This is a genomic window from Streptomyces sp. 4N124, assembly GCF_052245395.1.
Classification (GTDB): domain Bacteria; phylum Actinomycetota; class Actinomycetes; order Streptomycetales; family Streptomycetaceae; genus Streptomyces.
This window is the reverse complement of sequence record NZ_JBQQBS010000008.1, coordinates 22,773-36,515: the sequence shown is the minus strand read 5'-3', so window position 1 is coordinate 36,515 and position 13,743 is coordinate 22,773. Positions and strand designations below refer to the sequence as shown.

Annotated in this window: 14 protein-coding genes; 10 read left to right on the top strand and 4 right to left on the bottom strand. The window is 71.9% G+C overall.

Features of this window, described 5'->3' with window-relative positions; translation table 11 throughout:
* Positions 1 to 39: 39 nt before the first annotated feature.
* Positions 40 to 753 (bottom strand): glycoside hydrolase family 75 protein, encoded by a 714-nt coding sequence (locus ACTWQO_RS10385; RefSeq protein ID WP_443236931.1) that lies wholly within the window; start codon positions 751 to 753, stop codon positions 40 to 42.
* A gap of 365 nt (positions 754 to 1,118) precedes the next feature.
* Here ACTWQO_RS10385 and ACTWQO_RS10380 point away from each other — a divergent pair, with 365 nt between their 5' ends.
* Both ACTWQO_RS10380 and ACTWQO_RS10375 read left to right on the top strand, forming a co-directional pair.
* Positions 1,119 to 2,108: a fibronectin type III domain-containing protein gene (locus ACTWQO_RS10380; protein WP_443236930.1), complete on the top strand. Its 990-nt coding sequence runs from the start codon at positions 1,119 to 1,121 to the stop codon at positions 2,106 to 2,108.
* A gap of 231 nt (positions 2,109 to 2,339) precedes the next feature.
* On the top strand, positions 2,340 to 2,873 hold the full coding sequence (locus ACTWQO_RS10375; RefSeq protein WP_443236929.1) for a hypothetical protein: 534 nt from the start codon (positions 2,340 to 2,342) through the stop codon (positions 2,871 to 2,873).
* Positions 2,874 to 2,962: 89 nt separating this feature from the next.
* On the opposite strand, the gene ACTWQO_RS10370 is transcribed toward ACTWQO_RS10375, so the two are convergent.
* Both ACTWQO_RS10370 and ACTWQO_RS10365 read right to left on the bottom strand, forming a co-directional pair.
* Positions 2,963 to 3,331 (bottom strand): hypothetical protein, encoded by a 369-nt coding sequence (locus tag ACTWQO_RS10370; protein ID WP_443237106.1) that lies wholly within the window; start codon positions 3,329 to 3,331, stop codon positions 2,963 to 2,965.
* Between the two features lie 105 nt (positions 3,332 to 3,436).
* Positions 3,437 to 4,312, bottom strand: coding sequence for a hypothetical protein (locus tag ACTWQO_RS10365; protein WP_443236928.1), 876 nt, complete (start codon positions 4,310 to 4,312; stop codon positions 3,437 to 3,439).
* Between the two features lie 307 nt (positions 4,313 to 4,619).
* Between ACTWQO_RS10365 and ACTWQO_RS10360 the strand changes: the two genes are divergently transcribed.
* Positions 4,620 to 6,686: a SpoIIE family protein phosphatase gene (locus ACTWQO_RS10360; RefSeq protein WP_443236927.1), complete on the top strand. Its 2,067-nt coding sequence runs from the start codon at positions 4,620 to 4,622 to the stop codon at positions 6,684 to 6,686.
* 145 nt (positions 6,687 to 6,831) lie between these two features.
* Positions 6,832 to 7,608, top strand: coding sequence for a hypothetical protein (locus ACTWQO_RS10355; protein WP_443236926.1), 777 nt, complete (start codon positions 6,832 to 6,834; stop codon positions 7,606 to 7,608).
* 7 nt (positions 7,609 to 7,615) lie between these two features.
* Here the strand turns inward: ACTWQO_RS10355 and ACTWQO_RS10350 are convergent, their stop codons facing one another.
* Positions 7,616 to 8,401, bottom strand: a complete 786-nt coding sequence (locus ACTWQO_RS10350) for a putative protein N(5)-glutamine methyltransferase (RefSeq protein ID WP_443236925.1) — start codon at positions 8,399 to 8,401, stop codon at positions 7,616 to 7,618.
* A gap of 335 nt (positions 8,402 to 8,736) precedes the next feature.
* Between ACTWQO_RS10350 and ACTWQO_RS10345 the strand changes: the two genes are divergently transcribed.
* The 6 genes from ACTWQO_RS10345 to ACTWQO_RS10320 all read left to right on the top strand — a co-directional run bounded on the left by ACTWQO_RS10345 (position 8,737) and on the right by ACTWQO_RS10320 (position 13,625).
* Positions 8,737 to 9,138 (top strand): MarR family winged helix-turn-helix transcriptional regulator, encoded by a 402-nt coding sequence (locus ACTWQO_RS10345; RefSeq protein ID WP_443237105.1) that lies wholly within the window; start codon positions 8,737 to 8,739, stop codon positions 9,136 to 9,138.
* Between the two features lie 96 nt (positions 9,139 to 9,234).
* Positions 9,235 to 9,840, top strand: coding sequence for a sulfite oxidase-like oxidoreductase (locus ACTWQO_RS10340; RefSeq protein WP_443236924.1), 606 nt, complete (start codon positions 9,235 to 9,237; stop codon positions 9,838 to 9,840).
* Positions 9,833 to 10,588, top strand: a complete 756-nt coding sequence (locus ACTWQO_RS10335; protein ID WP_443236923.1) for a ferredoxin reductase — start codon at positions 9,833 to 9,835, stop codon at positions 10,586 to 10,588. Before ACTWQO_RS10340 ends, ACTWQO_RS10335 begins: the two co-directional genes overlap by 8 nt.
* 90 nt (positions 10,589 to 10,678) lie before the next feature.
* Positions 10,679 to 11,263, top strand: coding sequence for an Rv1733c family protein (locus ACTWQO_RS10330; protein WP_443236922.1), 585 nt, complete (start codon positions 10,679 to 10,681; stop codon positions 11,261 to 11,263).
* A 135-nt stretch (positions 11,264 to 11,398) separates the two neighbouring features.
* Positions 11,399 to 12,367, top strand: a complete 969-nt coding sequence (locus ACTWQO_RS10325) for an acetylxylan esterase (RefSeq protein WP_443236921.1) — start codon at positions 11,399 to 11,401, stop codon at positions 12,365 to 12,367.
* Positions 12,368 to 12,458: 91 nt separating this feature from the next.
* On the top strand, positions 12,459 to 13,625 hold the full coding sequence (locus ACTWQO_RS10320; protein ID WP_443236920.1) for a serine hydrolase domain-containing protein: 1,167 nt from the start codon (positions 12,459 to 12,461) through the stop codon (positions 13,623 to 13,625).
* The last annotated feature ends 118 nt before the right edge of the window (positions 13,626 to 13,743 follow it).

The following is a 13,743-nucleotide window of genomic DNA, read 5'->3' as shown; positions in this document are numbered from 1 at the left end:
GCCACCGCTTCCGGCTCACCTCCCCGCACGAGCCGGGTCTTACGACACCTCACCGCCCCGCACGAACTGCCGCGCCAGCCGCTCCCCGATGAGCACGGCTCCGGCGTGGTCCTCGATGGGCTTCACCCGGCTGCCCTTGAAGACGATGTAGGTGACGTCGGAGTCCGTGCCGCCGCCGTGCGGGTCGGGGTGGATGCCCAGGGCCCGGGCGGTGGCGTAGGACGCCTCGCCGATGAGGTCGTGCGGGCCGGTGTCGCCGACGACGGCGTACTGGACCCGGTCCCCGTGGATCACGGCGGCCACCGCGCCGCCGTCGACGCCATGGGCACGGTGGTCCCAGAGGGAACTGGGCACGGGCACGACGATGTACGGGAGGCTCTCGGCGTCCAATGGGCTGCCGTCGGACTGCGGGTAGGCGGTGGCGTCGGAGAAGTGCGGGTCGGTCCGGGCGTTGCAGTGCGGGCCGGGCCGGCCGTCGCAGTCGATGTCCAGGTCGGCCTTCCAGAAGACGGCTTCCTCGGTGCCGCACACCGGAATGGTCGCGGGTGCGCCGGCATCGCTGCGATAGCGGCCCTTGGACACGGGGGCGCAGTCCCGCACCCTGGCCAGCACTGCGGCGGCGCTGACGTCACCCTCGCGCCACACCTCCAACAGCCCTTCCCGGACGGCGGGTTCGGCGCGGGGAGCGGAGTACGCCGTCGGAGCCAGCACGGCGCAACTGGCCGCGACCAGCGCAAGGGACGAGACACGCACGATGAGAGGGCCTCTCCTCGGGGACACTGACGGTCGCCCGGCCCAATCTGGTGCCGTTTCGATCTTGCGTCCAGCACTGGAGGGCCGGACGGCGCATGTCTCTGAAGATCCGACCGGGGCCGGGCGGCCGGGCCCGTATCGGCTCCGGCCACCCGGCCGCTCGCGCCGGCGCGGGATCAGCGACGACAGCGTTCCGCGCCACCGGCATGAACTCCCGATTCCGCAAGGGAAGTTCAGCCGCGAGGAGCTTCAGCATACGTAACCCCGCCGGGCGGCCACCAACGACCGACCCCTTGATGTGATCGCGTCATTGGCGCCATATTGGTCCGGACCATTGCGTCATGCCGCCCCTTGGAGGCAGAGCCGTGCGACACGTTCCCGCTCCCCTTCCCCGGCTCGCGATCGTGGCGCTCTGCGCGCTGCCGCTGGTCACGTCCTGCGCATGGGGCGGGACGGGTGACGGTGAGGGTGAACGGCTGCCAGGGGCTCCGGTGGGCGTCACCGCCGAGGCGGGGAGCGCCACCAGCGTGCACGTCATGTGGAACGCGGTGTCATCGGACCAGGGCATCAGCCGGTACGAGGTGTATCGCGGCACCACGAAGGTCAAGGAAGTGCCTGGTTCGGAGCACATGGTGGATGTCACCAGGCTCCGACCGTCCACCATGTACGTCTTCACCGTGCGGGCCCGCGACACCGAGGGGCGTCTCGGGCCGCAGAGCCGTGAGGTCCGGACCACGACACCCCGGGCGATGGCGGCGGACCGGGTGGCCCCGACCGGCCCCGGGAGTCCGAGCGGCCAGGTGGTCGGCAGCCGGGCCGTCCAGCTGTCCTGGTCAGCGTCGACGGACGACCGGGACGTGGTGTCGTACGACATCTATCAAGGCACCACGAAAATCCACAGTGTGGGCGGGAACCAGACGGCGACCGTGGTGACGGGGCTGCGGCCGGGCACGCCCTATGTGTTCACGGTCCGCGCCCGCGACGCGGCCGACAACCTCTCACCGACCACCGGCACCGTCCGCCTCACGACGACGCCCGGCACCGACAACGGGCGCGGCACGGCCCCGACCGGCTTCCGCGCGACGACCCACCGCGCCGACGGTGCGTACCACATCGACCTCTCCTGGGTCCCGCCCCTCACGGACGGCGTGGTCACGGAGTATCAGATCCAGCTAGACGGGCAACCGGCCACCTCGCTGGTATGGGGCGGGACCCCACCCCGGGAAAAGGCGACGTACAGCTTCTACGCGGGCCGCAAGGCCGGAGTAACTCACCGCGTGCGAATCCGCGCAAAGCTCCCGGACGGCACCTGGGGCGGCTTCTCGCCGGAGCACATGGTGAAAACCGGCGGCTGAGCAACGCCCCGAAGGGGCGCGGGGAACTGCGCGACCAGCCACGACGCACCCGCAGACGAAAGACGGCCAATCGCGGCACTACCCGCGGAGCGTCCGTCACCTGACCGGGCGCGGTCCGGATGCGGGACGGACCGAGGGCACGTTGGCTGTCCCTGTGGCAGCACGGGCGTTTCCCCGACCTCGGCGGCGCAAGGGATGTACCGCCAACCGTGCCGCCGGAGGGCAGTCCACATGCGCAACAGATCGCTACTCCTCCGCTCCGGCCTGACCGTGGCAGCCGCCACCACGCTTCCGCTTCCGCTGGCCGCGGGATCGGCCGCCGTCTCCGGGATCTCCGTGAGCACCAGCGGCTCCACGGTCTCCGTCACCACCAGCGCGTGCACCCAGATCAACGGCAGCTGGGGCACCGCCTCGCTCCTCAACAGCAGCCAGGCGAACTTCGCCCAGGGACGGCAGGCGGCGCTGTCCGGGACCACCACCCAGCAGAGCGCCGCCTGGTCCAGCGTGAGCCCCGGGACCTACACCGTCATCGTCATGTGCTCGAACAACAACACCGCGGGCACCCAGTCCGTCATCGTCTCGGCGGCCTCGACACCCACGATCTCCGCCACGGCCTCGCCGTCCCGCGGCGTCATGGGCGGCATGGGCGGCGGGACCACGGACTACGGCACCCTCACCCTGGTGGCGGGCGGGGCACTGGTGAGCACCGGAATCGCCGCCACCGTCTGGTACCTGCGCCGCCGCTCGCGCCCCTCCCGGCTCTGATGGCGGACGCCGCGGGCCGCCTCACCGGCCGGTGCCGGGGAGGCGGCCCGTCGGCACGCGGACGTACGACGGCCCGGTGCCGGGTCCGGCTAGCGGTTCTCCAGCCGCAGATGCAGCTCCCTCTCCTGGTCGCCGGACGCACCGGCGGCCTCGTGCACGGAGAACAGGGAGTCGAGGGTGACGCGGAACCGGTCGACCGCCCAGTAGCCGCCCTGCACATCGGCCTCGACGGACGACTTCAGCCGGGCCGGGCGGGCTCCCTCGTGGGCGTCGGCGACGTCGAAGGTGCCGAGCCATACCGTCGGGCGGGTCTCCGAGGCCTCCTCCGGTACGTCATCGGCACACCGGTCGGACGCGAAGCACGCGCACAGTGTGTCGAACACGATGCGGGCGTCGTCCTTGGAGCATCCGCTGATCTCCACCGAGACGTGTTCCGGGTGCGATCGCTCGCCGATCATCATGACCGCTCCTCTCGTGGCCGCGCTGCGGTGGCGCGGGCCCCGAGTGACCGCGCCCACCTTCAGCAAACCACCATCTCGCCGCGGCGCACCACGAGCGGCGCCTCAGCTTCGCGTGAACCGGTACGTCTTGCTGTCCGTCAGCACGCAGAAGCCCGGGGAGATGACGATCACGCGCAGGGTGCCCGTACGGCGGTCGTAGTCGATGCCCTCCGTCTCGAACGTGCCCGAGCAGGAGCTGCGCAGCGGCAGCTGGCGCAGTGCCGTGACATGACCGGAGGTGTCCGCCGACCCGCCCGGAGCGGCGGAGAGGTCGATCTGGAGCAGGGGCTTGGTGATGCCGAAGAGCGTGCCCGCCGGGTCGTCCGAGGAGCAGAGCAGGGTCGTCGGGCCGGAGAAGTCACAGCCCTGCACGTCGCGTACCGCGTGGTCGAGGTTGACGGTGGAGGCCTGCGGGAGGTTCGCCGACGGCGAGGTACTGGAGTTGACGCCCGGGGTCGGGAAGACCAGCAGCCGGGTCATCGTGCCCCACTCGCCCGCCAGCATCCACTGGCCGTCGGGGGAGATCGCGACCCAGGAGTTGTTGAGCGCCTCTCCGGGGCTGAGGGCGTGGACGTACTCCGCCCGGCTCCCGTCCGGCTTCTGCACCCGGAACATCTTCGTACTGCCCGAGTCCCGCTGGTACGGCTCGATGTAGTGCCCGTCGTACGAGGCGTCCGGGTCGCCGACATGGTTCCAGCCGCGGCTGGACACATCGGCGGGGATGGTGCCGATGCCGGTGTAGCGGTTGGGGCTGTTCGCCGGCACCTCGACCGAGGTCAGGCCCTGGCTCTCGGTGAGCGGATCGGCGCGGTCGGACCCGACCTCGGTCCAGGTGTCCGCGGCGGCGGCGGGCGGGGCGGCGGACAGGACGACGGCGGTGGCGAGGGCGACGACACCGGTCAGGGCGGCGTGACAACGTTGCCGGGCGGGCAGGCGCATGGGAACGGCTCCTCGGTGGGGGTGGGGGCGGCGCTCGGCGGACAGTGTGGCGTGCGCCCGGTCGTCATGTACAGACCAATGAGCGGAACAGGAGTTGTCCGTTTGACGACGGATCGCGAGGTGGCGATGGATCGCTTCCTGACGACTCCGATCACTTCCTGTCGACTTCACCGGACGGCCACCGCCGTGTTGAGGGATGGTGGAGGAGGGCGACCGTGGCATCACAGAAACGGTTGAACGCGGTAGAACAAGGGGAGTCGGCACGGGGGACGGCGTGCCGTGACACAGAACGAAGGCGGTGCGTGCGATGGGTGCAGCCGGGCCTCCGGTGGCCGAGGGCGGCGGGCCGGTGCGGCCGAGCGGGCTGCTCGACGTGCTGGGCGTGGCCTCCGTGCTGCTCGACGCCCAGGGGCGCATCGTTCTGTGGAGCCCGCAGGCCGAGGAGTTGTTCGGGTACTCCGCGCAGGAGGCCCTCGGGGAGTACGCGTCCCGGCTGATGGTGCACGAGCAGCACGCCGAGCTGGCCATCAAGCTGTTCGCCGACGTCATGGAGACCGGTGAGGGCTGGGCAGGGGCCTTTCCGGTGCGGCACAAGGACGGCGGCACGCGGCTCGTGGAGTTCCGCAATCAGCGGCTCCTCGACGACCGGGGCGACTTCTTCGCGCTGGGGCTCGCGGCCGACCAGAAGACCGTGCGCGGGCTGGAGCGCGATGTCGCGCTGTCGACGCGGATCGTCGCGCAGTCGCCCATCGGACTGGCCGTCCTGGACACGGACTTGAAGTACGTCTCGGTCAACCCGGCGCTGGAGCGGATCAACGGCATCCGGGCCGAGGAGCATCTCGGCCGTACGGTCCAGGAGATGCTGCCGCGGGTGGACGCCGCGACCGTGGAGCGGGCCGCCCGCCAGGTCCTGGAGACCGGGATGCCGATCGTCGACCAGCCCACCTTCGGCCGGACCCCGGCGGACCCCGAGGAGGACCACGCCTGGTCGGTCTCGATGTACCGGCTGGAGGACACCCTGGGGAACGTGCTGGGGGTGGCCGCGTCGGTCGTGGACATCACCGAGCAGTACCGGGCGGGTGTCGAGGCCGAGGCCGCGCGCCGGCGGCTGGCACTCATCGCCGACGCCTCCGCGCGGATCGGGACCACGCTGGACCTGGACCGCACCGCCCGCGAGCTGGCCGACGTCGCCGTACCGGAACTCGCCGACGTCGCCGCCGTGGACCTGCTCGAAGCCGTGATGGACGGCAGACGCAGCAGCCTGGGCCCCAGCGAGGCGGCGGTGATCCGCGCCCTGGCCGTCCGGGCGGAGCACGACACCGAGGCGCTCGGCGCGGCCGACCCGCCCGGGCACGTCGCGCGGTACGGACCGGACCGCCTGGTCACCGAGTGCGTACGCACCGGCCGGCCGGTCATGGTGGCGCAGGTCAAGGACGAGGACCTGCCGCGCATCGCCCGCTCACCCGAGGCCGCGGAGCTGCTGGCGCGGGCGGGCGTGCACTCCTATCTGGCCGTTCCGCTGATCGCACGCGGCGAGGTGCTCGGCGCCCTCGACCTCAAACGCACCCGTAATCCGCAGCCGTTCAGCGAGGACGACCTGCTGCTCGCCCGTGAACTGGCGGCCCGCGCGGCCGTGCAGATCGACAACGCGCGCTGGTACCAGAGCGCCCGGGACACCGCCCTGACCCTGCAGCGCAGTCTGCTGCCCAGTCATCCGCAGGTGACGGGCGGCCTCGAGGTCGCCTCCCGCTATCAGCCCGCGGGTGCCACCAGCGAGGTCGGCGGCGACTGGTTCGATGTGATCCCGCTGGACGGCGGCAAGACGGCGCTCGTCGTCGGCGATGTGATGGGCAGCGGCATCACGGCCGCCGCGACGATGGGCCGGCTGCGCACCGCGACGAACACGCTGGCCGCCCTCGACCTCGACCCGGCGGTGCTGCTGGAACACCTCGACCGGATCACCCAGGGCCTGGACCACTCCATCGCGACGTGCCAGTACGCCATCCACGACCCGCATCTGCGGCAGTGCCGGATCGCCAACGCCGGGCATCTGCCGCCGGTCCGCCTCTGCGCCGACCGCGCACCGGAGCTGCTCGAACTCCCCACCGGGGCACCGCTCGGCGTGGGCGGTGTCGCCTTCTCCACGACGACCGTCGACCTCGAACCCGGCGACCGGCTGGTGTTCTACACCGACGGTCTGGTCGAGACCCGCCAACACCCGCTCGACGAACGGCTGGACGCGCTGCTCGATCTGCTCGACGGCCCGGACCGCCCGCTGGAGGAGCTGTGCGACCTCCTCCTGCGCACACTGCACCAGCCGGACAACTCCGATGACGTGGCCCTGCTCATCGCTCGTGCGCAGAAGCCGGCGTAGCCGCACGGGACGGCCGGGACGGATGGGCCGTATTCACAGGAACTGATTACCTGCGTCTTACCGGCCGGGTCCCACAATCACAGCAAGGCATGGCAGACGGATATGGCATACGGATGCCGGGTGCCCTCTGTGAGGGGAGCGAGCCGTGACGCAGAATCCGGACCAGGAACCCACCGCCGGAAACGAGCCGCCCGAGCGGCCCACCGAGCCGCCGACGGTTCCCGAGCAGCGCGGACCGGACTGGGAAGTGCTCATGGGGCCGGGCGGCCCCGAGCCGGAGCGGACGCCGCCGGGAGCGGCCCTGCGTGCGCGGTGGCAGCGCCGGTCCGCGCGGGCCCGCGCCGTGACCGCGGCGGCGACGGTCGCCGTCCTGGCCCTGGGCGGCACGGTCGCCTACGCCACCACCTCGTCGGGTTCCGGCGAAGGCGCCACTCCCGCGGCCACCGGAACCGCCTCGGAGTCCTCCTCCCCCGACGACCGCCGCCCATGGCGCGGACCCGGCATGTGGTTCGGCCTCGGCGGCGAGGCCGCGCACGGCGAGTCGACCGTCAAGGACCGCGACACCGGCGACTGGGTCGTCCGCATCTGGCAGTGGGGCACCATCGAGAACGTGGACGGCGACCAGGTCACGGTCAAGAGCGAGGACGGGGCCGAGTGGACCTGGACGGTCGACGAGGACACCACTGTCTGGCACGACGGCTCGTCCGACTCGGGGGCCGGTGAGCTGAAGGAAGGCGAGTCGGCGTACCTGGCCGGTAGCCGTTCCGGCGACGACACCCGCACCGCCGCCCGTGTCATCTCCGGCAGTTGGGACGACAAGGACGACGACGAGGGCTGGGGGCCGGGCGACTGGCACTTCAAGTTCCCCGGTCACCGTGACGGGAAGGACCCCGAGCCCTCGAAGAGCGGCGCCACGACCTGACCCCGCGTCAGAGAATGCCGATCACGACATTCGCGTACCACTCCTCCGACACGGCCAGACGGGCCGTCAGACCGCCGTCGGCGAAGGCCTCGACGGCCGCCGGCGCCTGGGCCTCGCTCGTCTCGACCAGCAGACAGCCGCCGGGCGCCAGCCATCGGGGCGCATCGGCGGCGACGCGGCGCAGGACGTCCAGTCCGTCCGCACCGCCGTCCAGTGCGACCAGCGGCTCGTGGTCGCGGGCCTCCGCGGGCAGCAGGCCGACCTCGCCGGTGGGGACGTACGGCACATTGGCCGCGAGGATGTCGACACGGCCCCGCAGTTCACCTGGCAGCGCCGCGAACAGGTCGCCCGCGTGCACGTGTCCGCCGAGGGGGGCGATGTTGCGGCGGGCGCAGCGCACGGCCGCCGGGTCGATGTCGGCCGCGTGCAGGTCGACTTGCCCGAGCGCGGCGGCGAGGGCTGCGCCGACCGCGCCGGAGCCGCAGCACAGGTCGACGACGACGGAGGCGTCCGGCGCCTGAGCCAGGGCCTGTTCGACGAGGAATTCGGTACGGCGGCGGGGCACGAAGACACCGGGTTCGACCGTGATCCGCAGTCCGCGGAACTCCGCCCAGCCGAGGACGAGTTCAAGGGGCAGGCCGTCCGCGCGACGGCGCACCATGGCGGCCAGTTCGTCGGGGTCGTGGGCCGCGCCCAGGATCAACCGGGCCTCGTCCTCGGCGAAGACACAGCCCGCGGCGCGCAGTGCGGCGACGACGGCGTCGTACGAGGACAGGGAAGAAAGAGGTGGCATGAAAGCCGAGAGCCTTTCGGGAGCCGAAGGGCGCTCTCGCGGTCACCTAGCGTCGGCGATCCGCGCCGGTTCGAGGGGCGAGCACCCGAGCTGACACAGCGGTAATGGGTCTCACCTCCTCGGGCAGTCACGGCCGGGACACTCCGCGGCCGGACGGCAACATTACCCGGATCGGGCGAGCGGTTGTCACCCTGCTGCTGAAATGCCGCTAAGTTGTACTATGCAACTAGCAGGGCGAGGGAGGTTCCGTGAGCGCAGCCGACGCGACCGATGAGACGGTTGCCCGCTCCGGCGGGCCCGGTACGGACACGGCCGTGGAGACCATCCAGCGCGAGATGACCGCCTTCGCCCGCCGCGCACGGGCCTCGGCGGGCCGTATGCACCCCGAGCTGTCCCTGGTGTCGTACACGCTGCTGGGGCACCTGGAGGAGAGCGGCGGCTGCCGCGCCACCGACCTGGCCGCGCACTACGCCCTCGACAAGTCCACCGTCAGCCGCCAGGTCGCCGCGCTCGAGCGGACCGAACTCATCGAGCGGCGCCTCGCCCCGGAGGACCACCGCGTGCAGGTACTGCACCTGACGGACACCGGCCGGAACCTCCTCGCCCGGGTCACCGAGAGCCGCCGAGCGGCATTCCGGGAACGGCTCGCGGACTGGCCGGCGGAGGATCTGGAGCGGTTCGCTGCGTATCTCGTGCGGTACAACGGGTGGACCGGGGCGAGTGCCGAGGACCGCTGAGGTCAGGTCCGCAGGCCACGTAGGGTTGACTGAGTAAGCACCCATCACGTCCGATCCACGGGCCGTCACGCGCGGCGGCCTGGAGGCAGCACCCGCATGAATGTCACCCGAGGCTTCACCGGACGCCCGCGCGTCGACGACCCGGGGCTCCCGCCCGGCCAGTACGACGCGGGCGACGAATGGCCCGTCCTGTCCGCGGAGGTCACCCCGGAACTGGCACCCGCCGACTGGACCTTCCGTGTCGACGGCCTGGTCGACGAGCCCCGCACCTGGAACTGGGAGCAGGCGCACGAGCTGCCGGCCTCGGCATACGAGGGTGACATCCACTGTGTGACGAGCTGGTCGAAGTTCGGCGTACGCTTCGGCGGCGTCTCGTTGGACTCCTTCCTCAATGTGGTGCGCCCACATGTGGCCGCCACACATGCCGTCGCCTACTCGCACACCGGATACACCACGAACCTGCCGCTGGCGGACCTGACCGGGGGACGGGCCTGGATCGCCTGGGAGTACGACGGTCGGCCCCTCGCGCCCGAGCACGGTGGTCCGGCACGCCTGCTGGTGCCGCATCTGTACTTCTGGAAGAGCGCCAAGTGGATCGCGGGCATCCGGCTCCTCGACCACGACGAGCCGGGCTTCTGGGAGCAGAACGGCTACCACGCCCGCGGCAACCCCTGGGAGGAGCAGCGGTACACCGGTGACTGAGACCTTCACTCCCCCGACGCGCTTCGCCGTGCCCGGGCGGATCGCCGTGAGCAACCAGGCCGCCGCCGTGTGGCAGACCGCCACGATCACCGAGATCCGCCGCGAGACCCCGCACGCCGCCACCTTCCGGCTCGCCGTGCCCGACTGGCAGGGGCATCTGCCCGGCCAGCACCTGATGCTGCGGCTGACCGCCGGGGACGGCTATGCGGCCCAGCGCCACTACTCCCTCGCGTCCGCGCCCGACGACTCCGGGCATATCGAGCTGACCCTCGATCACGTGGAGGGCGGCGAGGTCTCGGGCTGGTTCCACACCGTGGCCCGGCCCGGTGACCGGCTCGAGGTGCGCGGGCCGCTCAGCGGCTTCTTCGCCTGGCCCGGCGACCGGCCCGCCCTGCTGATCGGCGCGGGGTCCGGCGTCGTACCGCTGATGTCGATGGTGCGGCACCACCGGGCGCGGGGCCTGTCCGTGCCGCTGCGGCTGCTGGTGTCCGCGCGCAGCCCCGAGGAGCTGATCTACGGGCGGGAGTACGGCGCCGAGACGACGCCCGTGTTCACGCGGAGTGCGCCACATGGCGTACCTGTGGGTCGTATGGCGGCCGCACATGTGGCCCCGCTCCTGGCCGACCAGCCTCCCGGTGGGTGGGAGGCCTATGTGTGCGGCTCCAACGGGTTCGCCGAGCACGCCTCACGCCTGCTCGTCTCGGCAGGCCAGCCGGTCGACCGCATCCGGATCGAGCGCTTCGGCTGACCGGCTTCGATCTCCACAGCCGGCGGCGGGGTCGCCCCGCTTAGGTCACTCGATGTGGGCACTCGTACGCGTGACGGCGAGGAGGTCGACATGCGAACGCGGGTGCGCGGCTGGCGCTGGCGGCCCAGCCCGCTGCGGCGCCGGTCGGACGTCGTGGAGGCGTGGACGGTGGTGGTCGTCGCCGTCCTGCTGTTCGTGGGCGCACCGCTGGCCGGGGCGGCTGCGGCATGGTGGGCTCACGGCGAGGCGCGGGACACGGCGGCGGCCCAGCGTGCCGACCGCCGCCAAGTGCGGGCCGAGGTGGTCGGCGCCGCCTCCGGCTCGTTGCCGACGGCGCAGGGCGGCCGGACGTACACGCGCCGGGTGACCGTGCGCTGGACGGAGCCGGGCCAGGGTGAGCGAACAGCGAGGGCACTCGTGCCGCCGGGCAGCCGACCGGGTCAGACGGTCCACGTGTGGTTCGACTCCCGGGGCCGCAGCGTCGCGCCGCCACCGGACGGCTTCGCGGTGTGGCAGCACACGCTCGCCATGGGCCTGTGCGCCACAGGCGGCGCGGTCGGCGTGGTGCTCCTCGGACATGGGGTCGTACGCCATGTGGCCATGCACCACCGGCTGACCGAGTGGGAACGGGAGTGGGCCCGTACGGAACCGGAGTGGACGCGTCGCTGGGCCTGACCGCTACGCCTGTCACTCCACCCACCCCGGTGACCCGACCACCAGGGCGTCGGCCGGACAAAGGTCTCGTCAGTCGTCCGACCACTCACATACGGTGTGATCACCCGCACGCCCTCTTCGCAAAGGTGGTTGTCCATGGCCCTGTTCGACCTCTCCCTGGAGGAGCTCCGCGCCTACCGCAGCGCCTCCGTAGAGCCCGAGGACTTCGACGCGTTCTGGTCGAAGACCCTGCAGGAGACGCGCGAGCACGATCTGGACGCCCGCTTCGAGCCGGTCGACACGGGGCTGACGACGGTGCGGGTGTACGACGTGACGTTCGCCGGGTTCGGCGGCCACCCGGTGAAGGGCTGGCTGACGGTGCCGGCGGGAGCCGACGCGCCGGTGCCGGTGGTCGTGGAGTTCGTGGGCTACGGCGGCGGGCGCGGTCTGCCGCACGAGCATCTGCTGTGGGCCTCCACGGGCCGGGCGCACTTCGTGATGGACACCCGCGGACAGGGCAGCGCGTGGGGCGGCGGCGGGGGCACCGCGGACCCGGTGGCGGGCGCGCCCGCGTACCCGGGGTTCATGACGCGCGGCATCGACGCGCCCGAGAACTACTACTACCGCCGGGTGTTCGCGGACGGTGTGCGTGCCGTGGAGGCGGCCCGAGCGCACCCGCTGACCGACCCGGCACGCACGGTCGCGCTCGGCGGCAGCCAGGGCGGCGGCATCACCCTCGCCGTCGGCGGGCTGGTCCCGGACCTGGCCGCGGTGGCACCGGACGTGCCGTTCCTGTGCGACTTCCCGCGCGCGACGACCGTGACGGACCGCAACCCCTACCGCGAGATCGGCAATTACCTCAAGACGCATCGCGGCCGCGGCGCCGACGTCCTGCGCACGCTCTCCTACTTCGACGCCGTCCACTTCGCACCCCGCGGCAGCGCTCCCGCCCTCTTCTCGGCGGCCCTCGAGGACCAGACGTGCCCGCCGTCCACCGTCTTCGCGGCCTTCAACGCCTGGGCGCACGAGGACAAGGCGATCGAGGTGTACGACTTCAACGACCACGAGGGCGGCGGGCCCTACCAGCAGGCGGCCCAGCTGAGCTGGCTGCGGTCCTACGCCTGACCTCTTCTCTCCGGTCCGACCAGTCGGTACGTTGATCGGGCCCGGGTCGCAGCGTCGCGGCCCGGGCCCGACGGCCGACCACGGAGGAACGATGCCCGAGCACGAGCCACAGAGCCACGGCCACTGCGACGCCCGCTTCACGGCGGTGCGTACGGCATTCGAGGAGAACTTCCGGGACCGGGACGAACTGGGTGCCGCGGTCGCCGTCACGGTGGACGGCCGGACCGTGGTCGACCTGTGGGGCGGCTGGGCCGACGCGGCCCGCACGCGCGCGTGGGAGCGCGACACGCTGGTCAACGTGTGGTCGACGACCAAGGGCCCGGTGGCGTTGTGCGCGCACATACTCGCCGACCGGGGGCTGCTCGACCTGGACGCACCGGTGGCCTCGTACTGGCCCGAGTTCGCGGCGGCCGGCAAGGACAAGATCCTCGTGCGGCATCTGCTCTCGCACCGCGCCGGTCTGTCCGGTCCGCGTGAGCCGCACTCGCTGGAGCAGCTGTACGACTGGGAGTTCACCGTCGGGCGGCTCGCGGCGATGGAACCCTGGTGGGAACCGGGAACCCGGTCCGGGTATCACGCGATGACGTACGGCTTCCTGGTCGGCGAGGTGGTGCGGCGCGTCTCGGGGCTGCTGCCCGGCGCGTTCCTGGAGCGGGAGGTGACCGGGCCGCTCGGCATCGACTTCACCGTCGGGCTGCCGGAGAAGGAGGCGAGCCGAGCGGCCGAGCTGGTGCATCCGCCGGCCGCGTCGAGCAGTGAACAGGCCGCGATCTTCAGCCAGTTGACGCCGGAGGCGCTCGCCTCGCTGGCCAATCCCCTGGTCGGCGCGACCGAGGCCAACACCCCTGCGTGGCGGGCCGCGGAGCTCCCCGCCGTGAACGGTCACGGCACCGCCCGCGCGGTCGCCGCGCTGTACGGGATCTTCGCGGGTCCGGGCGCGCACGACAGCCACCGCGTCCTGTCCCCCGAGGCGGCCGAGCGGGTCCGTGAGGGGCAGGGCAGTTGCCGGGATCTGGTGCTCGGCGCCGGGTTCGAGCACGAGACCGAGATCGGGCTCGGCCTCTGGCTCAGCGGACCGAACGGCTCGTACGGGCCGAACCCGCGGGCTTTCGGACATGACGGCTTCGGCGGCTCCTGCGGTCTCGCCGACCCGGAGGCGGAGGTGTCGCTGGGCTATGTGATGAACCGGATGGGGCCCCATATAGCCGACGACCCACGGAAGATGGCCCTGATCGACGCCCTGTACAGCGTGTTGTGAGACGGCATCGGACCGGGCGGGTTTCGGCCGAACCGGCGGGCGACCCTTCCCTGCTGGTTTAGACCAATGCTAGATGTGGTGGCGCAACGAGCCCGCACGGCTACGGTACGTCACCACA